This window comes from Pseudomonas sp. V88_4 (assembly GCF_029967985.1).
Classification (GTDB): domain Bacteria; phylum Pseudomonadota; class Gammaproteobacteria; order Pseudomonadales; family Pseudomonadaceae; genus Aquipseudomonas; species Aquipseudomonas glycinae.
Genome location: NZ_JASCAF010000047.1, coordinates 295736 through 320899, shown reverse-complemented (window position 1 = coordinate 320899; position 25164 = coordinate 295736). Strand labels below are relative to the sequence as shown.

The window sequence follows — 25164 nt, the reverse complement described above, 5'->3', positions numbered from 1 at the left end:
GTGCCACGGCTTGTTTCTGCTTGAGGACCGTCAATTATTATGTCCATGACTCCCCGCGAAATCGTCCACGAACTCAACCGCCACATCATCGGCCAGGACGATGCCAAGCGCGCCGTCGCGATTGCCCTGCGCAACCGCTGGCGCCGCATGCAGCTGCCTGAAGAGCTGCGCGTTGAAGTGACCCCGAAGAACATCCTGATGATCGGCCCGACCGGTGTCGGTAAAACCGAGATTGCCCGTCGCCTGGCCAAGCTGGCCAACGCACCGTTCATCAAGGTCGAAGCGACCAAGTTCACCGAGGTCGGCTACGTCGGCCGTGACGTCGAGTCGATCATCCGCGATCTGGCCGATGCCGCGATCAAGATGCTGCGCGAGCAGGAAATGACCCGCGTGCGCCACCGTGCCGAAGACGCCGCCGAAGACCGTATCCTCGACGCTCTGCTGCCGCCGGCACGCATGGGTTTCAGCAATGAAGAAGCGCCGACCCAGGATTCCAATACTCGCCAACTGTTCCGCAAGCGCCTGCGCGAAGGTCAGCTGGACGACAAGGAAATCGAGATCGAAGTCGCCGAAATGGCCGGCATCGAAATCGCCACGCCTCCGGGCATGGAAGAAATGACCAACCAGTTGCAGAACCTGTTCGCCAACATGGGCAAGGGCAAGAAGAAGGCCCGCAAGCTCAAGGTCAAGGAAGCGCTGAAACTGGTACGCGATGAAGAAGCCGGTCGCCTGGTCAACGAAGAAGAGTTGAAGGCCAAGGCCCTGGAAGCAGTCGAGCAGCACGGCATCGTATTCATCGACGAGATCGACAAGGTCGCCAAGCGCGGCAATGTCGGCGGCGCTGACGTGTCCCGCGAAGGCGTGCAACGTGACCTGCTGCCGCTGATCGAAGGCTGCACCGTCAACACCAAGCTGGGCATGGTCAAGACCGACCACATCCTGTTCATCGCCTCCGGTGCGTTCCACCTGAGCAAGCCGAGCGATCTGGTGCCGGAACTGCAAGGCCGTCTGCCGATCCGCGTTGAGCTCAAGGCCCTGAGCCCGCAGGACTTCGAACGCATCCTCAGCGAACCGCATGCCTCGCTCACCGAGCAATACTGCGCGCTGCTGAAAACCGAAGGCCTGAACATCCAGTTCCAGCCGGAAGGCATCAAGCGTCTGGCGGAGATCGCCTGGCAGGTCAACGAGAAGACCGAGAACATCGGTGCCCGTCGCCTGCACACGCTGCTCGAGCGTCTGCTGGAAGAGGTGTCGTTCAGTGCCGGCGATCTGGCCAGCGCCCACGACGACAAGGCGATCCAGATCGACGCCGAGTACGTCAACAGCCACCTGGGCGAACTGGCGCAGAACGAAGACCTGTCCCGTTATATTCTGTAGAGCTGCCAGCTCCGAGCTACAAGCGGCAAGCTGAGTTAAGCTTGCCGCTTGTAGCTTGCAGCTAAAGGCTTTTTTCTATGCTTCCCACCGACATCAAACTGCACAAAGCCTCGAAAACCCTGTCGCTCAAATACGCGTCCGGCGAGGAGTACACCCTGCCCGCCGAATTCCTGCGCGTGCATTCCCCCTCCGCCGAGGTCCAGGGCCACGGCAAGCCGATCCTGCAATTCGGCAAACTGCACGTCGGCCTGACCAAGGTAGAACCCGCCGGTCAGTACGCACTGAAACTGACCTTCGACGACGGTCACGACAGCGGTCTGTTCACCTGGGATTACCTGTACGAGCTGGGGCGACGTCATGACGCACTCTGGGCCGATTATCTGGCCGAACTCAAAGCCGCGGGCAAAACCCGCGACCCCGACCAGTCCGTCGTCAAGCTGATGCTCTAGTCCGCGCCTCGGACTGTTTAGAGGGCATTTTCTAGATTCATCTGTTTGAATGCTCCGCTGAAGCGGCCCGGGATCGGCTGCTTGCGAAAAAAATCAATCTCGGGTAACCAATGGAACTGGCAAGTTCCCTGCAGTGCTCTACGACTGTAAAGCAGCTATGCAGAATCAACGGTCACCCGAGCAGTAGTACCTGGCATTGGCTGTGGAACTGCACAGCAGAAAACCGGGTACTCGTCTCAGGACAATGGAGCGTCGTAGATGAGTAACAAGAATAACGATGATTTGAAGTACCAGGCCTCGGAAAACACCCTGGGGTTGAATCCTGTCGTTGGGCTACGCGGAAAGGATCTGCTGGCCTCTGCTCGAATGGTGCTGACCCAGGCCATCAAACAACCGATCCATAGTGTCAAACACGTCACCCAGTTCGGCCTCGAACTGACGAACGTGCTGTTCGGCAAATCCGACCTGCAACCGGCGGGCGATGACCGTCGCTTCGTCGATCCGGCGTGGAGTCAGAACCCGCTGTACAAACGTTATCTGCAAACCTACCTGGCATGGCGCAAGGAACTCCATGCCTGGATCGACGACAGCAGCCTCTCGCCCAAGGACATCGCGCGCGGCCACTTCGTGATCAACCTGATGACCGAGGCCATGGCCCCGACCAACACGGCGGCCAACCCGGCGGCGGTCAAACGCTTCTTCGAGACCGGCGGCAAGAGCCTGCTCGACGGCCTCTCGCACCTGGCCAAGGATCTGGTGCACAACGGCGGCATGCCGAGCCAGGTCAACATGGGCGCGTTCGAGGTCGGCAAGAGCCTGGGCGTGACCGAAGGCGCGGTGGTGTTTCGCAACGACGTGCTGGAACTGATCCAGTACAAGCCGATCACCGAGCAAGTGCACGAGCGCCCGCTGCTGGTGGTGCCGCCGCAGATCAACAAGTTCTATGTATTCGACCTGAGCCCGGACAAGAGCCTGGCGCGTTTCTGCCTGCGCAACAATGTGCAGACCTTCATCGTCAGCTGGCGCAACCCGACCAAGGAACAGCGCGAGTGGGGCCTCTCGACCTACATCGAAGCCTTGAAGGAAGCGGTCGACGTAGTCACTGCGATCACCGGCAGCAAGGACGTCAACATGCTCGGCGCCTGCTCCGGCGGCATCACCTGCACCGCCCTGCTCGGCCATTACGCCGCCACCGGCGAAAACAAGGTCAATGCCCTGACCCTGCTGGTCAGCGTGCTCGACACCACCCTCGACAGTGATGTCGCACTGTTCGTCGACGAGCAGACACTGGAAATGGCCAAGCGACACTCCTATCAGGCCGGCGTGCTCGAAGGCAAAGACATGGCCAAGGTCTTTGCCTGGATGCGCCCCAACGATCTGATCTGGAACTACTGGGTCAACAACTACCTGCTCGGCAACGAGCCGCCGGTGTTCGACATCCTGTTCTGGAACAACGATACGACTCGACTGCCGGCCGCGTTCCACGGCGACCTGATCGAGATGTTCAAAAACAACCCACTGATCCGCCCCAATGCACTGGAAGTGTGCGGCACGCCGATCGACCTCAAGCAGGTGACCGCCGACATCTTCTCGCTGGCTGGCACCAACGACCACATTACCCCGTGGAAGTCCTGCTACAAGTCGGCGCAGCTGTTCGGTGGCAAGGTGGAATTCGTGCTGTCGAGCAGCGGGCATATCCAGAGCATTCTGAACCCGCCGGGCAACCCGAAATCGCGCTACATGACCAGCGATGAAATGACCGCCAATGCCGATGACTGGCAGGAGAACTCGACCAAGCACGCCGACTCCTGGTGGCTGTACTGGCAGGCGTGGCAGGCCGCGCGGTCGGGCGAATTGAAGAAAGCGCCAGCCAAGCTGGGCAACAAAGCGTATCCGGCAGGCGAAGCTTCACCGGGCACTTACGTACACGAGCGGTAACCGACACCTGAAGAAACTGTGGGAGCGGCGGTTCGACGATTCGACTTGCCGCGATAGCGGTATATCAGTCGACACATTGGCTGAAGCTGCCACCGTCATCGCGGGCAAGCCCGCTCCCACAGGGTTCGAGGTGGAACATAGAATTTGCGACCCACAGGGCCTTGAAGCATGCCGCACCCGTTCATCTTTCGAACCGTCGAGCTGGATGGCCAGACCATCCGCACGGCAGTCCGCCCCGGCAAGCCTCACTTGACGCCCTTGCTGATATTCAACGGCATCGGCGCCAACCTGGAGCTGGTGTTTCCTTTTGTCGCGGCGCTGGATCCGGACCTGGAAGTGATCGCCTTCGACGTGCCCGGTGTCGGCGGTTCCTCGACGCCGAGCCGGCCGTATCGCTTTCCGGGGCTGGCGAAACTCACCGCGCGGATGCTCGATTACCTCGACTACGGACAGGTCAACGTGATCGGCGTGTCCTGGGGTGGCGCGCTGGCGCAACAGTTCGCCTACGACTATCCCGAGCGCTGCAAGAAGCTGGTGCTGGCGGCGACCGCTGCCGGTGCGGTGATGGTGCCGGGCAAACCGAAAGTGCTGTGGATGATGGCCAGCCCACGGCGCTACATCCAGCCGTCCCATGTGATCCGCATCGCCCCGATGATTTACGGTGGCTCGTTCCGCCGCGACCCGACACTCGCCGCCAGCCATGCGGCCAAGGTGCGTTCGGCGGGCAAGCTCGGCTACTACTGGCAACTGTTCGCGGGCCTGGGCTGGACCAGCATCCACTGGCTGCACAAGATCCACCAGCCAACGCTGGTACTGGCCGGTGATGACGACCCGCTGATCCCGCTGATCAACATGCGCATGCTCGCCTGGCGCATCCCCAACGCGCAGCTGCACATCATCGACGACGGCCATCTGTTCCTGATTACCCGGGCCGAGGCGGTGGCGCCGATCATCATGAAATTCCTCCAGGAGGAACGTCAGCGTGCGGTGATGCATCCGCACCCGACACCGCTGGGCGGATAACCGTCCCGGCACGGATTTCTGGACAGCGTTTTGCAACGCGTCTGGACAGGTGCGTGGCAGGAGGCCGCGCAGGCAGCAACCCGCAACAGCGTCTATGGTGTTCTGGTTCGGTGTGTTTGTTTTTGGCCTGAAGACGAAGGAGTGTTGAGTCATGCGTGACAAACCAGCGACGGGCGTCGTGCCCAGCCCCGCCGTGTTCATCAATGCACAGAGTGCCATGACCGGTCTGCGTGGCCGCGACCTGATCTCGACCTTGCGCAGCGTGGCAGCCCACGGCTTGCGCAATCCGATCCACAGTGCAAAACACGCCTTGAAGCTGGGAGGTGCGCTCGGACGCGTGCTGCTCGGCGAAACCCTGCACCCGACCAACCCGCAGGACAGCCGCTTCGCCGATCCGGCGTGGAGCCTGAACCCGTTCTACCGGCGCAGCCTGCAGGCTTATCTGGCCTGGCAGAAACAGGTCAAGAGCTGGATCGACGAGAGCAGCATGAGTGACGACGACCGCGCCCGCGCGCATTTCGCCTTCACCCTGCTCAACGACGCCGTGGCGCCTTCCAACACCCTGCTCAATCCGCTGGCGGTCAAGGAGCTGTTCAACTCCGGCGGCCACAGTCTGGTGCGCGGTCTCAGCCATCTGATTGATGATCTGCTGCACAACGACGGCCTGCCACGCCAGGTCACCAAACAAGCTTTCGAGGTCGGTAAGACCGTCGCCACCACCACCGGCTCGGTGGTGTTTCGCAACGAAATGCTCGAGCTGATCCAGTACCGGCCGATGAGCGAAAAGCAGTATTCGAAACCGTTGCTGGTGGTGCCGCCGCAAATCAACAAGTTCTACATTTTCGACCTCAGCCCGAGTAACAGCTTCGTCCAGTTTGCGCTGAAGAACGGCTTGCAGACCTTCATGATCAGCTGGCGCAACCCGGATGTGCGCCATCGCGAATGGGGCCTCTCGACCTACGTCGAAGCCGTGGAAGAAGCGATGAACATCTGCCGGGCGATCACCGGCGCCCGTGAGGTCAACCTGATGGGCGCCTGCGCCGGCGGGCTGACCATCGCCGCGCTGCAAGGGCATCTGCAGGCCAAGCGGCAGTTACGGCGGGTCTCCAGCGCCACCTATCTGGTGAGCCTGCTCGACAGTGAAATGAACACCCCGGCCACCCTGTTCGCCGATGAGCAAACGCTCGAAGCGGCCAAGCGGCGCTCCTATCAGAAAGGCGTGCTGGACGGTCGCGACATGGCCAAGGTGTTCGCCTGGATGCGCCCCAACGATCTGATCTGGAGTTATTTCGTCAATAACTACCTGCTGGGCAAGGAGCCGCCGGCGTTCGATATCCTCTACTGGAACAACGACAGCACCCGCCTGCCCGCCGCCTTCCACGGCGACATTCTGGACTTCTTCAAGCACAACCCGCTGACCCATCCGGGTGGGCTGGAAGTGTGCGGCACGCCGATCGATCTGCAGAAGGTCACGGTCGACAGCTTCAGCGTGGCCGGCATGAACGACCACATCACGCCGTGGGACGCGGTGTATCGCTCGACACTGTTGCTGGGCGGCGAGCGGCGCTTCGTGCTGTCCAACAGCGGCCACGTGCAGAGCATCCTCAACCCGCCGGGCAACCCGAAAGCCCATTACGTCGAGAACGGAAAGCTCAGCAGCGATCCGCGCGCCTGGTACTACGACGCCAAGAAAGTCGACGGCAGTTGGTGGCCACAATGGCTGGAGTGGGTGCAGCAGCGCTCCGGCACCCTGCACGAAACCCGGATGCCCCTCGGCAACGCCAATTACCCACCAATGGAAGCAGCACCCGGCACCTATGTGCGTGTGCGCTGACTGACTCAAGCCCTTTTAAGAAGACTGGATGAAAACAAGCGAACGGATCCTCGAATGTGCCCTGCAGTTGTTCAATGAAAAGGGCGAGCCGAACGTCTCCACCATGGAGGTTGCCAATGAAATGGGGATCAGCCCCGGCAACCTCTACTACCACTTCCACGGCAAGGAACCGCTGATTCTCGGACTGTTCGAGCGCTTCCAGAACGATCTCGCGCCATTGCTCGACCCGCCCGCCGATGTTGAACTGGCGCCGGAGGATTACTGGCTGTTCCTGCATCTGATCGTCGAACGGCTGGCGCAGTACCGCTTCCTGTTCCAGGACCTGTCGAACCTGGCCGGGCGCCTGCCGAAACTGGCCAAGGGCATTCGCCAGTTCCTCAACGTGCTCAAGCGTACGCTCGCGTCATTGCTGGCGCGCTTGAAAGCGTCGGGGCAACTGGTCAGCGACACCCAGGCGCTGGGGCAACTGGTGGAGCAGATCACCATGACCTTGCTGTTCTCGCTGGACTATCAACGGATTCTTGATCGCGAAGGGGAAGTGCGGCTGGTGGTGTACCAGATCATGATGCTGGTGGCGCCGCATCTGTTGCCGCCGGTGAAGGTGGCGACGGAGAGGATGGCTTTGCAGTACCTCGAAGATCACGAGTGAGTCAGGTAGATCGCTGCCCTCACCCTAGCCCTCCCGAAACGTCGGACCGCCCGTAGGGAGAGGGAACCTACGGAGTTGTCTTACGCTAGACATCGACCTGAAAGACCTCATCGATTATGGATTCAATGCTTCACTTTCAGGCCGACGTAAGACTGAAGCATCCCCCAATCGGCCCCCTCTCCCTCCGGGCGGTCCGACGTTTCGGGAGGGCTGGGGTGAGGGGCTCTTGGATCAGACATAAAAAACGCCCGACCTTCACAGGCCGGGCGTTTTTTTGAGCCCTGAAAAATCAGGACTGACTGGTTGGCGTCGACGGCGTCGATGCAGCAGTCGGAGCAGGCGCCGGAGTTGGAGCCGAGGCGGAGTTCGACGTGCTTGCCAGTGCTTGCGGTGTGGTCACCGGTTTTGGTGCTGCAGCTTTCGGCGCAGCGGCTTTCGCCGCGGCCGGTTTTTTCACTGCAGGCTTTTTCGCCGCAGCCGGCTTGGCGGCAGGCTTGGCAGCGGGTTTGGCGGCAGCCGTTTTCGCTGCTGGCTTGGCCGCCGGTTTGGCAGCTGGTTTTGCTGCCGTTTTTGCAGCTGGCTTGGCGGCGGCCTTGGCGGCAACCGGTTTGGCCGCGGCTTTCGCTGCAGGCTTGGCGGCAGCGGTTTTGGCTGCTGCTTTTGCGGCTGGTTTGGCGGCGGCTTTAGCCAGTGGCTTGGCTGCGGTTTTGGCCGCAGGCTTGGCTGCTGCGGTTTTGGCCGCGACAGGCTGAGCTTTCAGGCCGGTGAGTTTTTCGATCTGCCTGGTCAGGGTATCGACCTTCTTGTGCAGATCCTTCACCTCGTTGCGGCTCGGTACGCCCAGGCGCGAAATCGCACTGTTCAGGCGCTTGTCGAAAGCCCCTTCCAGCTGATCCCAGGTGCCCAGTGCGCGATCTTTCACGCCGCTGATGCGCGATTTCGCCGAGCTCGCAGAGTCCTTGGCAGCATCGACTTTCTTGCCGACTGCAGCCTTGGTGAGCTTCTCGGCTTTCTCGCCGTCTTTGACCAATGTATCGAAGAGTTTGCTGCCGTCAGTGTCGATCTTCGAGTACACGCCTAAACCAGCCAGCCAGATCTTGCGGGAATAGTCTTCGACTTTTCCGATCCACGAGCTGCCTTCTTTATCGGTGTTCTTTTTACCAGCCATCCCGTTCTCCTTAAGATTTACGCGCGACGCGTTCGAGCAATGCCGTCAGCTCATCGAGCTTAGCAGAGAGTGACTCAACGTCATGTTTAGACGGAATGCCGATACGATTCAAGGCACTGGCGACACGTGTGTCGAACGCCTTCTCGACCTTGTCGAGCTGAACTTCGACCCGGCCTTTGAAAGAGCTGACTTCGCTCTTGGCGTCATCGATCTCGGCGTTGGCGGCTTCGAGTTTTTCGGTGACGGCTTTTTTGCCTTTCTTTTCAACAGTTTGACCAGCCTTGATCAACTCCTGAAAGTACTCGCTGCCCTCCTGACCGACCTTGGTGTAGGCACCCAGGCCTGCCAGCCAGATCTTGCGGGCATAGGATTTGACGTCGCTCAGAGCGGAAGTCGAAGCGTCGATTTTTTTCTTCAAAATGACTTTGGCCATGGTGCACCTCACGCGCAGAAGGTTTGAGGAACTGCCCTGACGAGTGTCGGGCTCAGGCACAAAGTAGGGAGAAAAATTAGAAACGGCACCCTAACAACTGACATAAAAGGCAGGTGCTCAGGAAAAAAACGGGGAGCCCGAAGCTCCCCGTTGTGTCCTGATCAGACCAGCGCCTTATCCAGCGCCTTTTCGATCTCGGCTTTGATCATGCCGCTCATGGCCGACATCATCAGGCCCAGTTCGACGTCGACCCGGATCGAATCCTCGGCCACATGCACCGCGCCCTTCACGCCCGAACGCTTGAGGTTCAGGACATCGCCCGACCACTGCGGCTCCAGGCCATATTGATCGGAGAGTTTCTGCGCCAGTTTGTCGGCTTTCTCGCGGGCTGCTTCCTTGCCCAGGCTGTGGGCACGCTCAACACTGATATGGGCCATTGAATGACTCCTGCTTTTTGAAAGGGGCTATGAATGCCTGCAACGAATCTTGACCGCCACTGCGGCAAATCGTCCCGAAGGTTGCCCATCTTACCTTTAGCCATTCCAAGACAAAGCATGGCTTGGGGATTAGAATGTCGCGCATTCTCTTTTGGTGACAGCGATATGACTGATCAGCGCAAAGGCAGCGATGCCGAACCCACCACTCACTTCGGCTTCAAAAACGTTCCGGAAAGCCAGAAAGCGGAAAAAGTCGCTGAGGTTTTCCACTCCGTGGCCGCCAAGTACGACCTGATGAACGACCTTCTGTCGGGCGGCATGCACCGTCTGTGGAAGCGTTTCGCGATCGAACTGTCGGGCGTGCGCACCGGCAACCGCGTGCTGGACATCGCCGGTGGCACGGGCGATCTGACCAAGAAGTTCTCGCACCTGGTCGGCCCGACCGGTCAGGTGGTGCTGGCCGACATCAACGAATCCATGCTCAAGGTCGGCCGTGACCGCCTGCTGGATGTCGGTGTGTCAGGCAACGTCGAGTTCGTTCAGGCCGATGCTGAAAAACTGCCGTTCCCGGACAACCATTTCGACTGCGTGACCATCGCCTTCGGCCTGCGCAACGTGACGCACAAGGAAGACGCCCTGCGCTCGATGCTGCGCGTCCTCAAGCCGGGCGGTCGCCTGCTGGTACTGGAATTCTCCAAGCCGACCAACGCGCTGATGTCCAAGGCCTACGACGCTTATTCGTTCGCCTTCATGCCGCTGATGGGCAAGCTGATCACCAACGACTCGGAAAGCTATCGCTACCTGGCCGAATCGATCCGCATGCACCCGAATCAGGAAACCCTGAAGTCGATGATGGTCGACGCCGGTTTCGACCGCGTGACCTATCACAACATGACCGCAGGCATCGTCGCCCTGCACCGCGGCATCAAACCCTGATGCTGCTGACCGGGCTGCTCGCCAGCGTCGAACTCGGCCTCAACCGTGTGCTGCGTCTCGACAGCACGGCGCTGCCGCGACTGGCGCATCTGACCGGCAAAGTGATTGCCGTGGATTGCCGCAGCCCGGCGCTGCAACTGTTCATCCTGCCGAGCGATGAAGGCCTGATGCTCGCATCCCACTGGGAAACCGGCATCGACTGCACCCTGCGCGCCCCGGCCTCGAGCCTGGTGAAACTGGCCCTGAGCAAGGACAAGACCGCGGTGCTGCACGCGCCGGAAGTCGAACTCGACGGTGACAGCGGCGTGCTGCTGGAACTGGCCGGCGTACTACAGGACCTCGAGCTGGACTGGGAGTACGAACTCTCGCGCTGGCTGGGCCCGGTCGCCACGCAACTGGTCGGCGGTCACCTGCGCAGTCGCGCCCGCTGGTATCAACAAGGATTTGCCAGCCTCAACCAGAACCTCGCCGAATACCTGGCCGAAGAATCGCGCACCCTCGTCGGGCAGCGCGAAGCCGAAGCCCGTTTCAGCGAACTGGACCGGATCAAACTCGATCTGGAACGTCTCGAGGCGCGCTTCGAGCGCCTTTCCCGATCCCTCGACCCAAGCGATAACGCATGAAGCTGCTCGCCGTCCGCCGTCTGTTGCGCATCCAGCGCGTCGTGATCCGCTACCGCCTCGATGACCTGCTGTTCGATCTGCCTTTGCCGTGGTTCCTGCTGGCGCTGCGCTACGTCCTGCCGTGGCGCTGGTTCCCGCGCAAGCCACTGGAGCTCAGCCGTGGCGCACGTCTGCGCCTGGCACTGCAGGACCTCGGACCGATCTTCATCAAGTTCGGGCAGATCCTCTCGACCCGCCGCGACCTGCTGCCGGAAGACATCGCCGATGAGCTGATGCGGTTGCAGGACCGCGTGCCGCCATTCGATTCGCAGCTGTCGGTCAAGCTGATCGAAGAGCAACTGGGCAAGAAGATCAGCGAAGTGTTCAGTCGCTTCGACGTCGAACCGCTGGCCTCGGCATCGGTGGCGCAGGTACACGCCGCGCAACTGAAGACCGGCGAAGAAGTGGTGGTCAAGGTGATCCGCCCGGGCCTGAAACCGGTGATCGCCCAGGATCTGGCGTGGCTGTTCATCCTCGCCCGCGCCGCCGAAAAGGTCTCCGCCGACGCCCGCCTGCTGCACCCGGTGGACGTGGTCAGCGACTACGAAAAAACCATCTACGACGAACTCGACCTGTTGCGCGAGGCGGCCAACGCCAGCCAGTTGAAGCGCAACTTCGAGGGCTCGCCGCTGTTGTATGTGCCACAAGTCTATTGGGACTGGTGCCGGCCGAAAGTGCTGGTGATGGAGCGCATCTACGGGATCCAGGTGACGGATCTGGCAACCCTCGCCGACCAGCGCACCGACATGAAAATGCTCGCCGAACGCGGCGTGGAGATCTTCTTCACCCAGGTGTTCCGCGACAGCTTCTTCCACGCCGACATGCACCCGGGCAACATCTTCGTCAGCACCGTCAATCCGTGGAGCCCGCAGTACATCGCGATCGACTGCGGCATCGTCGGCAGCCTGACCCCGGAAGACCAGGACTATCTGGCGCGCAACCTGTTCGCCTTCTTCAAGCGCGACTACCGCCGCGTGGCGCAATTGCACATCGATTCGGGCTGGGTGCCGGCGGAAACCAAGCTCAACGAATTCGAAGCGGCGATCCGTACCGTGTGCGAGCCGATCTTCGAAAAACCATTAAAAGATATTTCATTTGGCCAGGTGCTGATGCGCCTGTTCCAGACCGCGCGCCGCTTCAACATGGAAGTGCAGCCGCAACTCGTATTGCTGCAAAAGACCCTGCTGAACATCGAAGGCCTGGGCCGTCAGCTGTACCCGGATCTGGATCTGTGGAACACCGCGCAGCCGTTCCTCGAACGCTGGATGCGCGAGCGCGTCAGCCCGAAAGCCTTGCTCGGCAACGTCCACAGCCAGTTCGAGCAGCTGCCGCATCTGGCCAACATGGCCCGCGATCTGCTCGAACGCATGTCCCAGCCCCACGCCAACGACCCGCCGCCACCGTGGAAAAAGCGCAAGGACGACTGGTTCCTGCGCCTGCTCGGCAGCGCCCATCTGGCGGGCGGTACGATCCTCGCCGCCGGGGGCCCGTTGCACGAACTGGGGCATTGGCCCGCCGGAATCATGGTGGCAGTCGGCTTGTATCTGGTCGTTCGCCGATAGCCAGTTCCGTGATCGGCTGGCACACTGTTTCAACGCCTGAGCCCGACTATTGAAGTGTGGGTTCGCTGTCGGAGTCGAAGATGAAAAACTGGCTGGACGAGATCAAGTGGGACGCCGATGGCCTGGTGCCGGCGATTGCCCAGGATCACAAGACCGGACGCGTATTGATGATGGCCTGGATGAACCGCGAAGCCCTGGAGCTGACCGCGGCGGAAAACCGTGCCATCTATTGGTCACGTTCCCGTGGCAAGCTGTGGCGCAAGGGCGAAGAGTCCGGCCACGTACAGACGCTGCATGAGATGCGTCTGGACTGCGACGCCGACGTCATCATCCTGATGGTCGAACAGATCGGCGACATCGCTTGCCATACCGGCCGTCAAAGCTGCTTCTACCGCGTCTTCGAAAACGGCGACTGGAAAACGGTCGACCCGGTCCTGAAAGACCCGCACGCCATCTATTCCGCAGGACACAAACATGAGTGACACCCTGACCCGCCTTGCTCAGGTGCTGGAAGAGCGCAAAGGCGCAGCCGCCGACAGCTCGTATGTCGCCAGCCTGTATCACAAGGGTCTGAACAAGATTCTGGAGAAAGTCGGCGAAGAATCGGTCGAAACGATCATCGCCGCCAAGGACGCCGCCGTCAGCGGCGACTGCAGCGACGTGATCTATGAGACCGCCGACCTGTGGTTCCACAGCATGGTCATGCTTGCCCAGCTGGGGCAGCATCCGCAGGCAGTGCTGGATGAGCTGGATCGCCGCTTCGGCCTGTCCGGACACGTCGAGAAAGCCTCGCGTCCGTCCGCCTGAACAACTTCAAGAGAGGAACAGCAACATGGGCATTTTTGACTGGAAACACTGGATCGTCATCCTGGTGGTCGTGGTACTGGTATTCGGCACCAAGAAACTGAAAAACCTCGGCACCGATGTCGGCGAGTCGATCAAGGGCTTTCGCAAGGCCATGAACGACGACGAAAAACCGGCCGATCCGACCGTAACGCCTGCGCAACCGGTGCCACCGGTACAGCCGCAAGCCACTGCTCAGGCCAACCCGCCGCACACCATCGACGTGCAGGCGCAGAAAGTCGAAGAGCCGATCCGCAAAGACGTGTGAGCACTGACTAATGTTTGGTATCAGCTTCTCTGAACTGCTGCTCGTCGGCCTCGTTGCCCTGCTGGTGCTGGGCCCCGAGCGTCTGCCGGGCGCTGCACGCACCGCCGGCCTGTGGGTCGGACGGCTGAAGCGCAGCTTCAACGCGATCAAACAGGAAGTTGAGCGTGAAATCGGTGCCGACGAAATCCGTCGGCAACTGCACAACGAGCACATCCTGTCGCTGGAACAGGAGGCGCGGAAGATTTTCACGCCGGTTCAGCAGGAACCGACGCCGGTCGAGCCTGTGGGTGAGCAGACGATTCATGCGCCTGCCGCCGCGACGCCACCAGCACCTGTCGTAGCGCCAACCCAGCCAGTGCCCGCTGTTGCAGAAAACTCGGTTGAACACGTAGCCCCAACCGCCGCGCCGACTCCACCAGCGCCAAACGACACCACTCAGCCGCCGCGAGCCCCATGAGCGATCTCCCCGAAAACGACCAGCACATGCCGCTGGTTTCGCACCTCACCGAGTTGCGCACCCGCCTGCTGCGTTGCGTCGCGGCGATCTTCATCATCTTCGCCGGGCTGTTTGCCTTCACCCAGCAGATCTACACCTTCGTCTCGACGCCGTTGCGCGAATACCTGCCGGCCGGCGCGACGATGATCGCCACCGACGTGTCGTCACCGTTCCTGACGCCGCTGAAGCTGACGATGATGGTCTCACTGTTCCTGGCGATTCCGGTGATCCTGCATCAGATCTGGGGCTTCATCGCACCGGGCCTGTACAAGCACGAGAAGCGTGTTGCGGTGCCGTTGCTGATTTCCAGCATCCTGCTGTTCTACACCGGCATGGCGTTCGCCTACTTCTTTGTGTTCCCGCTGATCTTCAAGTTCTTCGCCTCGGCCACCCCGGCCGGCGTGGAAATGATGACCGACATCACCAGTTACCTCGATTTCGTCATGACCCTGTTCTTCGCTTTCGGCGTGGCGTTCGAAATCCCGGTGGCCGTGGTGCTGCTGGTGTGGATCGGCGTGGTCGACGTCAAATACCTGAAGAAGATCCGTCCGTACGTGATCATCGGCTGCTTCGTGGTCGGCATGATCCTGACCCCACCGGACATCTTCTCCCAGACCCTGCTGGCCGTGCCGATGTGGATGCTGTTTGAAGTCGGCATCCTGTTCGGCAGCCTGGTCAGCAAGCGCGAGCGCCCGGAAGAAACCGCCGACGATCACAACGACCAGCCGCCAGCGACTCAGCCATGAACCTGCTGCTGCTCGAAGAGGCCGACTTCATCGCGGCCGACCGCGTCGTGCTGCGTGATCGGCGCCTGACCCACATGCAGGAAGTCCATCGCTCGGAAGTCGGCGACAGCCTGCGGGTCGGGCGTATCAACGGGTTGATGGGCTCGGCCGAGCTGCTGCGCCTGGACGCGGGTGAAGCCGAGCTTCGGGTCACCCTCGATCAACCGCCACCGGCCAAACTGCCGCTGACCCTGGTACTCGCCCTGCCCCGCCCGAAGATGCTGCGCCGGGTGTTCCAGACCGTGGCGACCATGGGCGTGTCGAAGGTGATTCTGGTCAACAGCTACCGGGTCGAGAAAAGCTTCTGGCAGACGCCATTCCTTGAACCGGACGCGATCCGCGAACAATTGATCCTCGGCCTCGAACAGGCCCGCGATACCGTGCTGCCGGAAATCATCATCGAGAAGCGCTTCAAGCCGTTCGTCGAAGATCGGCTGCCAGCCATCACCAACGGCACCCTCGGTCTGGTCGGCCATCCGGGCAACTTCCCGCCCTGCCCCCGCGCCCTCAGCGAACCGGTAACCCTGGCCATCGGCCCCGAGGGTGGCTGGATTCCTTACGAAATCGATCTGCTGGCCAAGGCCGGGCTGCAACCGGTGCAACTGGGCGAGCGCATTCTGCGGGTCGAAACGGCCGTCACCGCGCTGCTGGCCCGACTGTTCTGAAGTCTTCGCCAGACAAAAGGCGTTACAGATTGCCATCATGCGGCCGATACCCTCCCCATAAGTCCAATTAGTGGTCCGAGGGAGTCGTCGCATGTACCGTTGGTTAGCCGAGAGTCTTGGAAACGTCAGCGTCAAACGTAAGCTTGGAATCGGTTTCGGCCTGGTGCTGCTGCTGACCCTGTTGATCACCTTCACCGGCTGGACCGGCATGAGCGGGATCATCAGCCGGGGCGACAAGCTCGGCTTCATCTCCAGCCTCAACGAGCTGACCAAAGACCTGCGCCTGGCACGCCTGGACTATGAAGCCCGCCGTGGCGAACAGGGCCCTGGCGCGGTCAACGACCTGCTCGGCAAACTCGACAGCGGCCTGCAAAGCGCGCGCGGCATGATCGAGCAACCGTCCGACGTAGCCATGATCGATCAGCAACTGGCGGCAGTCGCCGAGTACAAACGCGCCTTTGGCGACATGACCCAAGCCACCGTGCAGCGTGAAGACGCCCGCAGCAAACTCGGTGCCAGCGCCGATAACGCCGTGGCCAAGGTCAGCGAAGTCGAGAAATCCCTGCTGCAAGGCGACAGCGTTGCGCAATTCAACAGCGTGATCGAACTGAGCAAACTGCTGCAGCAGGCGCGCTATCAGGTGCGCGGCTACACCTACAGCGGCAAGGCCGAGGCCGAACAACCGGCGCTGGATGCCATCGCCGCCGCCCTGAACAATCTGGAAAGCCTGCCGAGCAAACTGCCCGAGCAACACATCGCCAACCTGCAACAGGCCACCGAATCGCTGAAGGCTTACCGCGCCGCCGTCAGCCAGTTCCGCGACTCCCAAGTGAACAACGCGAAGGCCATGGCGCGAATGACCGCTCAGGGCGACATCCTGCTCGACGTCAGCAAGAAGCTCACCGAATCCCAGACCATCGTCCGCGACACCGATGCCGCGCACGCCAAAAACATGCTGATGATCGCCACCCTGCTGGCCCTGGCCTTTGGTCTGCTGGCGGCCTGGGCGATCACCCGGCAGATCATCATCCCGCTGGAGCAGACCCTGAAAGTCGCCGAGCGCGTGGCCGCCGGTGACCTGACCCACAATCTGGTATCTCTGCGCCGTGACGAACTTGGCCAACTGCAACGCTCGATGCAGAGCATGACCCAGGGCCTGCGCGAATTGATCGGCGGGATCAGCGACGGCGTGACCCAGATCGCCAGCGCCGCCGAAGAATTGTCCGCGGTGACCGAGCAGACCAGCGCCGGAGTCAACAATCAGAAAGTCGAAACCGACCAGGTCGCGACCGCCATGAACGAAATGGCCGCCACCGTGCAGGAAGTCGCACGCAACGCCGAGGAAGCTTCGGAAGCCGCGGTCGCTGCTGACCAGCAGGCCCGTGAAGGCGACAAGGTGGTTGGCGAAGCCATTGCCCAGATCGAACGTCTGGCCGCTGAAGTCGGCCATTCCACCGAGGCCATGGGCGAGCTCAAGCGCGAAAGCGACAAGATCGGCAGCGTGCTCGACGTGATCAAGTCCGTGGCCCAGCAAACCAACCTGCTAGCCCTCAACGCCGCCATCGAGGCCGCCCGTGCCGGTGAAGCCGGACGTGGTTTCGCGGTGGTCGCCGATGAAGTCCGCAGCCTGGCCCAGCGCACCCAGAAGTCCACCGAAGAGATCGAAGAGCTGATCGTGGGTCTGCAGAACGGCACCCAACAAGTGGCGACGATCATGGACAACAGCCGCACCCTGACCGACAGCAGCGTCGAGCTGACCCGACGTGCCGGTGGCTCGCTGGAAAGCATCACCCGCACCGTCTCGGCGATTCAGGCGATGAACCAGCAGATCGCCGCGGCGGCCGAACAGCAGAGCGCCGTGGCCGAAGAGATCAACCGCAGCGTGCTGAACGTGCGGGATGTCTCGGACCAGACCTCGGCGGCCAGTGAAGAGACGGCGGCCTCCAGCGTCGAGCTGGCGCGCCTGGGGACTCATCTGCAAACGCTGGTGGGCCGGTTCAAGGTTTGAGGTAATTCACCCACCTCGGTTCGCTTGGGACCGAGGTGATGCTATCGCTGGCAAGTCGAATCGTCGCACCGCAGCTCCCACAGGGTTTGTAGTCGACCACGAAGTTTGTGTTCAGCCCCATTAACTGTGGGAGCTGGCTTGCCAGCGATGACGTCCGAGCGGACGCCGCAGTTACAGAACCTGTCGAAGGAACGCCTGAGCTCGCGGATCCTTCGGTGCATCGAAGAACTCTGACGGCGAGGCGTCTTCCAGCAGTTTGCCGTGATCGAAGAACAGCACCCGATCCGCCACTTCCCGGGCGAAGCCCATTTCGTGGGTCACGCAGACCATGGTCATGCCTTCCACGGCCAGGTTTTTCATCACGTCCAGCACTTCACCGACCATTTCCGGGTCGAGGGCCGAGGTCGGTTCGTCGAACAGCATGACCTTGGGGTCCATCGCCAGCGCCCGGGCAATCGCCACCCGCTGTTGCTGACCACCTGACAGGCGCGACGGATATTCGCGGGCCTTCTGGGCGATGCCGACCTTCTCCAGCAATGCCAAAGCCTTGGCTTCGCTTTCCTTCTGGCCGCGCTTGCGCACGACTTTCTGTGCCAGACAGAGGTTTTCCAGCACGGTCATGTGCGGGAACAGATTGAAATGCTGGAACACCATACCGACTTCGCGGCGGTAGGCGTTGACGTCGGTTTTCGGGTCGGCCAGTTGCAGGCCGTCGATGCTCACCGAGCCGGAATCGAATTCTTCCAGACCATTGAGGCAACGCAGGAACGTCGACTTGCCGGAACCGGACGGGCCGATCACCACCAGCACTTCGCCCTTGGCCACGGACGTGCTGACGTTATCTACCGCGCGCACCACTTGCCCACGGGTGTCGAAGACTTTTACCAGATCGCGGACTTCAATCACTTTGCGCGAGCCTCCGCTCAAGCCGGCTGGCGATTTTCGACAGCGGCAGGTTGATCAACAGGTACAGGCCGGCGACGCAGAACAGGATCTCGAACGGCGAGAACGACGTGGTGATGACTTCACGGCCGCTTTTCAGCAGCTCAGTGATGGCGATCACCGACACCAGCGAGGTGTCTTTGACCAGACTGATGAACTGCCCGGCCAGCGGTGGCAGCACCCGCTTGAATGCTTGCGGCAGCACCACATGACGCATCGACTGGCCGGCGCTCAGGCCCAGCGAGCGGGCGGCTTCGTTCTGGCCACGGGCAATCGACTGCACACCGGAACGGATGATTTCCGCCACGTAGGCGCCAGTGAACAGCGACAGCGCGGCGATCCCGGCGAACTCCCGGGACAGGTTCATTACCGTGCCGATGAAGAAATAGAAAATAAAGATCTGCACCAGCAGCGGCGTACCGCGCACCAGTTCGACATAGATCGTCGACAGGTCGCGCAGGGTCGGGTTGCTCGACAGCCGGCACAGCCCGGTGGCCAGACCGATCAGCAGGCCCAGCACGCCGGACACCACCGACAGCCAAAGCGTGGTCCACAGGCCCCACAGCAGCGGGCCCGCCGCCCAATGCCGGGTCACGCCCACGACGTCGCCTTCGGCCACATCGTCGCCCTGAGCGAATTGCAGGCTGTTTTCGTCGACGGTCAGGTGCTGCTCGTCACCGGCATCGTTGCGCAGGGTGACCTGCGCGCTGCCACCCTTGCGCACCAGTTCGCTGACGGTGGAAATGTCGGTCGCGCGCTGGGTTTCCTCGGCCTGATAGGCGAAGTACTGCGGCACGCGGTTCCAGCGCCATTCGTAGGACATCAGCGACGTGGCGTAATACAACGCGCCAGCCAGGCCGACCAGCACCAGCACGGTCAGGACGTGCCAGGGCCATTGGGCTTTTTTCTGTTTCATTGGATTTGCAGGTTCCGAATTCTGTGTCGCCTGGGAGGCCGCCATCGCTGGCAAGCCAGCTCCCACAGGGGAACGCATTCCAACGTGGGAGCTGGCTTGCCAGCGATTGGGGCAACTCGGTCTTTATGACCGAGTTATTCCATGTCCTTGAGCCACTCGGTGCTCTTGAACCACTTGTCATGGATGCGATCGTAGGTGCCGTCTTCGTGGATCTGGTGCAGGAAGTTGTTGATGAAGTTGAGGCTGTCGTAGTCACCCTTTTTCAGACCGAACGCCAGTGGCTCGTAGGTGAACGGCTTGTCGAGGAACACCAGTTTGCCGGCGCCGACCTTGTTCACCGCGACCACGTTGTACGGCGCGTCGTAGATGAAGGCGTCAGCCTTGCCGTTGACCACGTCGAGCACGGCTTCCTGCTCGTTGTCGTAGCCGTGGTACTTGGCTTTGGAGATCAGCTTTTTGGCGACCATCTCGCCGGTGGTGCCGAGCTTGGAGGTGATGCGGTAGTCGGCGGTGTTCAGGTCTTTGTAGGACTTGATGGTGCCTTCCAGCTCTTTACGGATCAGCAGGGTCTGGCCGACCACGATGAACGGTTCGCTGAAGTTCAGGCGCAGGTTGCGTTCCTGGGTGAGGGTCATGCCGCTGCCGATCATGTCGAACTTGTCGGTCATCAGCGCCGGGATGATCCCGTCGTAACCGGTGGAGACCAGCTCCAGCTTGACGCCCATGGCCTTGGTCATGGCTTTGAGGATGTCGACTTCGAAACCGATGATTTCGCCGCGCTTGTTGGTCATCTCGAACGGCATGTAGGTCGGATCCATGCCGACTTTCAACGAGCCGCGCTTGACCGCGTCGTCGATTGCGCCGGCCTGCGCCGCATTGACTGCAACCAGTGCCGTGACGCCGACCAGCAGCATCGACAGATACTTCTTCATCTTCAAGTCCCCAAAACCATTGCGTTTGCGGCGCGAAAACCGACAGAAATGGACAAGATTGTCCGGGTGCGCCAATTCGGGGACGGATGCTAACGCACTCGATTTTTTGCACAAGGTTTAATGGACGATTTGTTTAACATTCAAAGGCCGACCCTCACCCCAGCCCTCCCGAAACGTCGGACCGCCCGTAGGGAGAGGGAGCAGATCTCCGTCGTCTTCCAGGCTGGAGTTCAACTCGGTATCTCACGTCGGCGTAACTCGAACATCCAACTCGGTCAGTCCCCTCTCCCTTTGGGAGAGGGTTAGGCGGGCGGCGTTCCGATGAGGGGCTTTTCAGCAGGCAAAAAAACCCCGCTATCTAAGCGGGGTTTCTTCATCAGGCCGGTTGCGCCTGCAAGCTCACCGGCTTGAGCGGCAGCAGCGGCGCGTGGGGATCGGCTTTCACCGAGGCCCGCCAGGCGTCCAGCCACTCGGCGTGACCTTCGGCCCACACCTGCTCGTGCAGACGGGCCAGGGCCACCGGATCGCTCAGCAGTTGCAGGCGATCATGGTTGTTCAGCCCAGCCGGGCCGACCTTGATCGCGTGACGCACACGTTCCTGGCGCAGCCATTCGATCGGCTCGGCCTGACCGTGACGCGAGGTCGCCAGCGAGCACGCCAGGGCGTTCTGCTGCGGATCGACCACGGCGCGGACAAAGCCGTGGTTCAGCGCGTGCCAGCGGTTTTCGTGGGTGTACTGATCGGTGGCCAGCAGCGCCTGTGGCGGATTGTATTCCTCGGGGATAAGGAACAGGCTCTCGTCACGGGATTTGAGGCCCAGACCGACGCGGCTGGAAATCACCGACACCGGAATCGAAAGCATCAGCGAACCGACGATCGGCACCAGCCACCACAGGAAGCTCGGGTTGAGCCAGATCACCAGCAGCGCCCAGAAGAAGCCCAGCAGGGTCTGCGGACCGTGACGCTTGACCGCTTCGCTCCATGGCGTCGAGTCATCGTCACGCTGCGGCGAGTTCCAGGTCGCGGCCCAGCCGAGGAACGCGGCCAGAACGAAACGGGTGTGGAAAATCATCCGCACCGGCGCCAGCAGCATGGAGAACAGCATCTCCAGCAGCATGGACAGGGTCACCTTGAACTTGCCGCCGAACTCTTTCGCGCCCTTGGCCCAGATCAGGATGATGCTCAACAGCTTCGGCAGGAACAGCAGCACGATAGTCGTCGAGAACAGTGCGATCGCCTTGTCCGGGTGCCATTGTGGCCACAGCGGATAGAGCTGGCGCGGTTCAAGGAAGTACTGCGGCTCCATCAGCGTGTTCACCGCCAGCAGCGCGGTCGACAGCACCAGGAAGAAGAACCACAGCGGCGCCGACAGGTAAGACATCACACCGGTCAGGAACACCGCACGGTGCACCGGGTGCATGCCTTTTACCAGGAACAGACGGAAGTTCATCAAGTTGCCGTGGCACCAGCGACGGTCGCGCTTGAGTTCGTCGAGCAGGTTCGGCGGCAGTTCCTCGTAGCTGCCCGGCAGATCGTAGGCAATCCACACGCCCCAGCCGGCACGACGCATCAACGCCGCTTCAACGAAGTCGTGAGAGAGGATCGCACCGGAGAACGCACCCTTGCCCGGCAACGGCGCCAGGGCGCAGTGGTCGATGAACGGCTTCATGCGGATGATCGCGTTGTGACCCCAGTAGTGGGATTCACCCAGCTGCCAGAAGTGCAGACCGGCCGTGAACAGCGGACCGTAAACCCGGGTGGCAAACTGCTGCATGCGCGCATACAGCGTGTCCATGCCCGAGGCGCGCGGCGCGGTCTGGATGATGCCGGCGTCCGGCGTGGCCTCCATCAGGCGCACCAGACTGGTCAGGCACTCGCCGCTCATCACCGAGTCGGCGTCGAGCACGACCATGTACTTGTAGTCACCGCCCCAGCGACGGCAGAAGTCGTCGAGGTTGCCGCTCTTGCGTTTGACGCGACGGCGACGGCGGCGATAGAAGATCTTGCCGAAGCCCTTGGCTTCGCGGCAGACGTCCAGCCAGGCCTGCTGCTCGGCAACGCAGATGTCAGTGTCGTTACTGTCGCTGAGGACGAAGAAGTCGAAACGGTCCAGGTCACCGGTAGCCGCAACCGACTCGAACGTCGCACGCAGACCTGCGAACACCCGAGGCACGTCTTCGTTGCAGATCGGCATTACCAGTGCGGTGCGCGCGTCTTTCGGAATCGGCTCGTTACCGGCACTTTTACCGGAGATCCGGTACTTATCGTGGCCGGTGAGCAACTCGAGGAAGCCCATCAGCGCGGTCCAGAAACCGGCCGACACCCAGCAGAACAGAATCCCGAACATGATCAGGATGCTGGTTTGCAGCGCATACGGCAGCACTTGCGTGGCGGTTTGCAGCAGCGGTTGGTGCAGGACTTCTTCCAGATCGACGAACGACCAGCCCTGGTACGGCATGATGCCTTTCATGTACCAGCCGGCGACGATGGTCTGGCCCAGCATCAGTACCAGCAGAATGTAGCGACGGATCGAACCGACCGTGCGCCAGCGCGCCGCTGGCAACACGTTCGCGTCCTTCGGCGGTTGCGGCGGGTTGGTCCGGCCGGTCAGGCGGCGCCAGCCACGCACCAGAATGTTGGTGCGCCACGGCTCCGGCACGACCTTGGTCCGACGGATCGGCGGCGTGGCCTTCATGCTGACCCGGCCGCTGGCATCCAGCACCAGCATTTCCGCGTCTTGCAGCTCTTCGGCGGTGCTCAGGATCAGGCGCTGGCCCACCGAAGCCTGGGCGGCTTCGGTCGGCGCGTCAAAGGTCTTGGACGACAGGCGTTCATGCAATTCGCTGAAGGACTGGCAGCCCGCGAGTTCCGCGCGCTGCTCGTCGGTCATCGGCAGATGCGCCAGGTACTCGGACAGAGTCTCTGGCTGTACTTGAGAGTTACTCATCGGCAGGCAACTGATAGCTCCAGGTCTCGGTCAGGACTTCTTCAGTCGGTGCCGATTCCGGTGTGGCTGGGGCCGCGTCCGCAGCGGCTGGCTGCTTGGCGTCTTTGTTGGCCTTGTCCTTGGCATCTGCAACCGGCTTGGCGTCGGCCTGCTTGGCCTCGGCGGCCTTGGCTTCCTTGTCGGCTTTCTCTTGTTGCTTGGCGGCAACCTTGTCGGCCTTGGCCACCGACGAGTTGGACGTCGGCACCGAAGATTTGGCCAGATCAGCGGTGACCACTGGCTGTACCAGGGCCGCGCGCATCTCGGTGGACTTGCTCGGATCCTTGATCTTCATCCGCAGGGTCAGGCGCCAGCCCTTGGTTTCCGGGTTGTAGCGCACGCTGTTTTCGACCAGTTCGGCGTTGTCGCCGACGCTGACCTGGCTGCGAACGTCCGCATCCGGGGCCAAAGCGGCCAGGGACGGGCCTTCGAAGTCGACCAGGTAGGCAACGCTGCCATCCGGCTGACGGACCAGGTTCGATTGCTTGACGTCACCGGTCGAACGCAGGGTCTGGTTGACCCAGGCGCTGTCCGGCGCGTGCAGCGCGGCTTCGTCGATGGTCCAGTGCATGCGGTAGGCGAAGTCCAGCGGCTGGCCTGGCTCCGGCAGTTTTTCCGGGTTCCAGAACGCAACGATGTTGTCGTTGGTTTCGTCGGCGGTCGGGATCTCGACCAGATCGACGGTGCCCTTGCCCCAGTCGCCCTTCGGCTCGATCCAGGCGCTTGGGCGCTTGTCGTAGCGGTCGTCGAGGTCTTCGTAGTGGCTGAAGTCACGGCCACGTTGCAGCAGACCGAAACCACGCGGGTTCTCGACACTGAACTGGCTGACAGCCAAGTGTTTCGGGTTGTTCAGCGGACGCCAGATCCACTCGCCATTGCCGGCATGGATCGACAGACCGCTGGAGTCGTGCAGTTCACGACGGTAGTTGAGCACTTTCGACGGCTGGTTGGCGCCGAACAGGAACATGCTGGTCAGCGGCGCGATGCCGAGCTTGCCGACCTTGTCACGCAGGTACATCTGGCCCTTGACGTCGACGATGGTGTCGCTGCCCGGACGCAGGATCAGACGGTAGGCGCCGGTCGCACGTGGCGAATCCAGCAACGCGAAGATCACCAGGTGCTTGTCGCCCGGCTTCGGCTGCTGAATCCAGAACTCGCGAAAACGCGGAAATTCTTCGCCGGACGGCAAAGCGGTGTCGATTGCCAGACCACGGGCCGACAGACCATAGGTGTGACCCTTGCCGACCACGCGGAAGTAGCTCGCGCCCAGCATGGTCATGATTTCGTCTTGCTTGTCCGCCTTGTTGATCGGGTACAGGACACGGAAACCGGCGTAGCCCAGTTGTTCGGTGGCCTTCGGATCGAACTGCAGGTCGCCGAAATCGAAACGGCTTGGATCGTATTTGATCTCTTCGACGGTGTTCGCGGTGATTTCGTTGATTTTCACCGGCGTATCGAAGTGCATGCCCTGGTGATAGAAGGACAGCTTGAACGGGGTCTTCTGGTCGGCCCATTCGGCTTTTTCGGTGCGGAAACGAATCTTCTGATAGTCCGCGAATTTCATTTCACGGAATTCGTTCGGCAGGTTGCTGCGCGGGGCTTCGAACTTCTGCCCGGCCAGCTCTTTGGCCTTGGCCGACACATCGTCAAGATTGAATGCCCAGAGCTGGCCGGCGCTGAGCAGGCAGAGTACTGCCGAGCCCGCTACCAGAGCGCTGCGCAAGCGTTTGGCAGACAATTTTGCTGCATTACAGGGACTAACAATCACGAGCAACCCTCGCCGAAAACAGATCAATAAACCAACGGCCAGATAAAGTGCCTGTGAGGAATTCGGTACAAAAAAACCGACCTTGCA

At 61.3% G+C, this 25164-nt stretch carries 24 protein-coding genes; 16 read left to right on the top strand and 8 right to left on the bottom strand.

What is annotated here, in order from left to right:
* Positions 1-39 precede the first annotated feature (39 nt).
* From hslU to QLG12_RS27000, 6 genes are all read left to right on the top strand, one after another.
* Positions 40-1377 carry an ATP-dependent protease ATPase subunit HslU gene (gene hslU, locus QLG12_RS27025; RefSeq protein WP_007952406.1) on the top strand — a complete coding sequence of 446 codons (1338 nt, stop codon included), beginning with the start codon at positions 40-42 and terminating at the stop codon, positions 1375-1377.
* Between the two features lie 77 nt (positions 1378-1454).
* Complete coding sequence (locus QLG12_RS27020; RefSeq protein WP_039772444.1) at positions 1455-1826, top strand: DUF971 domain-containing protein; 372 nt, start codon at positions 1455-1457, stop codon at positions 1824-1826.
* A gap of 258 nt (positions 1827-2084) precedes the next feature.
* Positions 2085-3764, top strand: coding sequence for a class II poly(R)-hydroxyalkanoic acid synthase (gene phaC / locus QLG12_RS27015; protein WP_197869315.1), 1680 nt, complete (start codon positions 2085-2087; stop codon positions 3762-3764).
* A 168-nt stretch (positions 3765-3932) separates the two neighbouring features.
* Positions 3933-4787, top strand: coding sequence for a poly(3-hydroxyalkanoate) depolymerase (gene phaZ / locus QLG12_RS27010; protein ID WP_007952412.1), 855 nt, complete (start codon positions 3933-3935; stop codon positions 4785-4787).
* Positions 4788-4938: 151 nt separating this feature from the next.
* Complete coding sequence (gene phaC / locus QLG12_RS27005; protein ID WP_282475532.1) at positions 4939-6621, top strand: class II poly(R)-hydroxyalkanoic acid synthase; 1683 nt, start codon at positions 4939-4941, stop codon at positions 6619-6621.
* 28 nt (positions 6622-6649) lie between these two features.
* A complete protein-coding gene (locus QLG12_RS27000; RefSeq protein WP_007952414.1) occupies positions 6650-7270 on the top strand; it encodes a TetR/AcrR family transcriptional regulator in 621 nt (206 codons plus the stop codon).
* Positions 7271-7559: 289 nt separating this feature from the next.
* On the opposite strand, the gene QLG12_RS26995 is transcribed toward QLG12_RS27000, so the two are convergent.
* The 3 genes from QLG12_RS26995 to QLG12_RS26985 all read right to left on the bottom strand — a co-directional run bounded on the left by QLG12_RS26995 (position 7560) and on the right by QLG12_RS26985 (position 9308).
* Positions 7560-8438 (bottom strand): phasin family protein, encoded by an 879-nt coding sequence (locus QLG12_RS26995; RefSeq protein WP_197869316.1) that lies wholly within the window; start codon positions 8436-8438, stop codon positions 7560-7562.
* A 10-nt stretch (positions 8439-8448) separates the two neighbouring features.
* The gene (locus QLG12_RS26990) at positions 8449-8871 is read right to left on the bottom strand and encodes a phasin family protein (protein WP_197869317.1); all 423 of its coding nucleotides are present in this window, start codon (positions 8869-8871) and stop codon (positions 8449-8451) included.
* Positions 8872-9032: 161 nt separating this feature from the next.
* The gene (locus QLG12_RS26985) at positions 9033-9308 is read right to left on the bottom strand and encodes a polyhydroxyalkanoic acid system family protein (protein ID WP_007952417.1); all 276 of its coding nucleotides are present in this window, start codon (positions 9306-9308) and stop codon (positions 9033-9035) included.
* 165 nt (positions 9309-9473) lie between these two features.
* On the opposite strand from QLG12_RS26985, the gene ubiE reads away from it, so the two are divergent.
* From ubiE to QLG12_RS26935, 10 genes are all read left to right on the top strand, one after another.
* Positions 9474-10244, top strand: coding sequence for a bifunctional demethylmenaquinone methyltransferase/2-methoxy-6-polyprenyl-1,4-benzoquinol methylase UbiE (gene ubiE / locus QLG12_RS26980; protein WP_282475531.1), 771 nt, complete (start codon positions 9474-9476; stop codon positions 10242-10244).
* Positions 10244-10867 (top strand): SCP2 domain-containing protein, encoded by a 624-nt coding sequence (locus tag QLG12_RS26975; RefSeq protein ID WP_282475530.1) that lies wholly within the window; start codon positions 10244-10246, stop codon positions 10865-10867. The genes ubiE and QLG12_RS26975 overlap by 1 nt, the downstream gene beginning before the upstream one ends.
* The gene (gene ubiB, locus QLG12_RS26970) at positions 10864-12468 is read left to right on the top strand and encodes a ubiquinone biosynthesis regulatory protein kinase UbiB (RefSeq protein ID WP_282475529.1); all 1605 of its coding nucleotides are present in this window, start codon (positions 10864-10866) and stop codon (positions 12466-12468) included. Before QLG12_RS26975 ends, ubiB begins: the two co-directional genes overlap by 4 nt.
* A gap of 80 nt (positions 12469-12548) precedes the next feature.
* Positions 12549-12950 (top strand): phosphoribosyl-AMP cyclohydrolase, encoded by a 402-nt coding sequence (gene hisI / locus QLG12_RS26965; RefSeq protein WP_007909357.1) that lies wholly within the window; start codon positions 12549-12551, stop codon positions 12948-12950.
* The gene (locus tag QLG12_RS26960) at positions 12943-13275 is read left to right on the top strand and encodes a phosphoribosyl-ATP diphosphatase (protein ID WP_007952422.1); all 333 of its coding nucleotides are present in this window, start codon (positions 12943-12945) and stop codon (positions 13273-13275) included. Before hisI ends, QLG12_RS26960 begins: the two co-directional genes overlap by 8 nt.
* 25 nt (positions 13276-13300) lie before the next feature.
* Complete coding sequence (locus QLG12_RS26955; RefSeq protein WP_007952423.1) at positions 13301-13579, top strand: twin-arginine translocase TatA/TatE family subunit; 279 nt, start codon at positions 13301-13303, stop codon at positions 13577-13579.
* Positions 13580-13589: 10 nt separating this feature from the next.
* Positions 13590-14036, top strand: a complete 447-nt coding sequence (gene tatB / locus QLG12_RS26950) for a Sec-independent protein translocase protein TatB (RefSeq protein WP_282475528.1) — start codon at positions 13590-13592, stop codon at positions 14034-14036.
* Complete coding sequence (gene tatC / locus QLG12_RS26945; protein ID WP_007952425.1) at positions 14033-14821, top strand: twin-arginine translocase subunit TatC; 789 nt, start codon at positions 14033-14035, stop codon at positions 14819-14821. Before tatB ends, tatC begins: the two co-directional genes overlap by 4 nt.
* Complete coding sequence (locus tag QLG12_RS26940) at positions 14818-15525, top strand: 16S rRNA (uracil(1498)-N(3))-methyltransferase (protein ID WP_282475527.1); 708 nt, start codon at positions 14818-14820, stop codon at positions 15523-15525. The genes tatC and QLG12_RS26940 overlap by 4 nt, the downstream gene beginning before the upstream one ends.
* A 91-nt stretch (positions 15526-15616) precedes the next feature.
* On the top strand, positions 15617-17533 hold the full coding sequence (locus QLG12_RS26935; RefSeq protein ID WP_197869321.1) for a methyl-accepting chemotaxis protein: 1917 nt from the start codon (positions 15617-15619) through the stop codon (positions 17531-17533).
* A 171-nt stretch (positions 17534-17704) separates the two neighbouring features.
* Here QLG12_RS26935 and QLG12_RS26930 read toward each other — a convergent pair whose 3' ends face one another.
* The 5 genes from QLG12_RS26930 to QLG12_RS26910 all read right to left on the bottom strand — a co-directional run bounded on the left by QLG12_RS26930 (position 17705) and on the right by QLG12_RS26910 (position 25077).
* Positions 17705-18439, bottom strand: coding sequence for an amino acid ABC transporter ATP-binding protein (locus QLG12_RS26930; RefSeq protein ID WP_085608399.1), 735 nt, complete (start codon positions 18437-18439; stop codon positions 17705-17707).
* A complete protein-coding gene (locus QLG12_RS26925; RefSeq protein ID WP_007952431.1) occupies positions 18432-19391 on the bottom strand; it encodes an amino acid ABC transporter permease in 960 nt (319 codons plus the stop codon). The genes QLG12_RS26930 and QLG12_RS26925 overlap by 8 nt, the downstream gene beginning before the upstream one ends.
* A gap of 134 nt (positions 19392-19525) precedes the next feature.
* Positions 19526-20323, bottom strand: coding sequence for a transporter substrate-binding domain-containing protein (locus QLG12_RS26920; RefSeq protein WP_011332057.1), 798 nt, complete (start codon positions 20321-20323; stop codon positions 19526-19528).
* 376 nt (positions 20324-20699) lie between these two features.
* The gene (gene mdoH / locus QLG12_RS26915; RefSeq protein WP_197869323.1) at positions 20700-23270 is read right to left on the bottom strand and encodes a glucans biosynthesis glucosyltransferase MdoH; all 2571 of its coding nucleotides are present in this window, start codon (positions 23268-23270) and stop codon (positions 20700-20702) included.
* A complete protein-coding gene (locus tag QLG12_RS26910) occupies positions 23263-25077 on the bottom strand; it encodes a glucan biosynthesis protein G (protein WP_197869324.1) in 1815 nt (604 codons plus the stop codon). The genes mdoH and QLG12_RS26910 overlap by 8 nt, the downstream gene beginning before the upstream one ends.
* Positions 25078-25164: the final 87 nt, after the last annotated feature.

Excerpts from the sequence above, each read along its gene's own strand:
- hslU (WP_007952406.1), top strand. The coding sequence starts at position 40 with ATGTCCATGACTCCCCGCGAAATCGTCCACGAACTCAACCGCCACATC.
- QLG12_RS27020 (WP_039772444.1), top strand. The coding sequence starts at position 1,455 with ATGCTTCCCACCGACATCAAACTGCACAAAGCCTCGAAAACCCTGTCG.
- phaC (WP_197869315.1), top strand. The coding sequence starts at position 2,085 with ATGAGTAACAAGAATAACGATGATTTGAAGTACCAGGCCTCGGAAAAC.
- phaZ (WP_007952412.1), top strand. The coding sequence starts at position 3,933 with ATGCCGCACCCGTTCATCTTTCGAACCGTCGAGCTGGATGGCCAGACC.
- phaC (WP_282475532.1), top strand. The coding sequence starts at position 4,939 with ATGCGTGACAAACCAGCGACGGGCGTCGTGCCCAGCCCCGCCGTGTTC.
- QLG12_RS27000 (WP_007952414.1), top strand. The coding sequence starts at position 6,650 with ATGAAAACAAGCGAACGGATCCTCGAATGTGCCCTGCAGTTGTTCAAT.
- QLG12_RS26995 (WP_197869316.1), bottom strand. The coding sequence starts at position 8,438 with ATGGCTGGTAAAAAGAACACCGATAAAGAAGGCAGCTCGTGGATCGGA.
- QLG12_RS26990 (WP_197869317.1), bottom strand. The coding sequence starts at position 8,871 with ATGGCCAAAGTCATTTTGAAGAAAAAAATCGACGCTTCGACTTCCGCT.
- QLG12_RS26985 (WP_007952417.1), bottom strand. The coding sequence starts at position 9,308 with ATGGCCCATATCAGTGTTGAGCGTGCCCACAGCCTGGGCAAGGAAGCA.
- ubiE (WP_282475531.1), top strand. The coding sequence starts at position 9,474 with ATGACTGATCAGCGCAAAGGCAGCGATGCCGAACCCACCACTCACTTC.
- QLG12_RS26975 (WP_282475530.1), top strand. The coding sequence starts at position 10,244 with ATGCTGCTGACCGGGCTGCTCGCCAGCGTCGAACTCGGCCTCAACCGT.
- ubiB (WP_282475529.1), top strand. The coding sequence starts at position 10,864 with ATGAAGCTGCTCGCCGTCCGCCGTCTGTTGCGCATCCAGCGCGTCGTG.
- hisI (WP_007909357.1), top strand. The coding sequence starts at position 12,549 with ATGAAAAACTGGCTGGACGAGATCAAGTGGGACGCCGATGGCCTGGTG.
- QLG12_RS26960 (WP_007952422.1), top strand. The coding sequence starts at position 12,943 with ATGAGTGACACCCTGACCCGCCTTGCTCAGGTGCTGGAAGAGCGCAAA.
- QLG12_RS26955 (WP_007952423.1), top strand. The coding sequence starts at position 13,301 with ATGGGCATTTTTGACTGGAAACACTGGATCGTCATCCTGGTGGTCGTG.
- tatB (WP_282475528.1), top strand. The coding sequence starts at position 13,590 with ATGTTTGGTATCAGCTTCTCTGAACTGCTGCTCGTCGGCCTCGTTGCC.
- tatC (WP_007952425.1), top strand. The coding sequence starts at position 14,033 with ATGAGCGATCTCCCCGAAAACGACCAGCACATGCCGCTGGTTTCGCAC.
- QLG12_RS26940 (WP_282475527.1), top strand. The coding sequence starts at position 14,818 with ATGAACCTGCTGCTGCTCGAAGAGGCCGACTTCATCGCGGCCGACCGC.
- QLG12_RS26935 (WP_197869321.1), top strand. The coding sequence starts at position 15,617 with ATGTACCGTTGGTTAGCCGAGAGTCTTGGAAACGTCAGCGTCAAACGT.
- QLG12_RS26925 (WP_007952431.1), bottom strand. The coding sequence starts at position 19,391 with ATGAAACAGAAAAAAGCCCAATGGCCCTGGCACGTCCTGACCGTGCTG.
- QLG12_RS26920 (WP_011332057.1), bottom strand. The coding sequence starts at position 20,323 with ATGAAGAAGTATCTGTCGATGCTGCTGGTCGGCGTCACGGCACTGGTT.
- mdoH (WP_197869323.1), bottom strand. The coding sequence starts at position 23,270 with ATGAGTAACTCTCAAGTACAGCCAGAGACTCTGTCCGAGTACCTGGCG.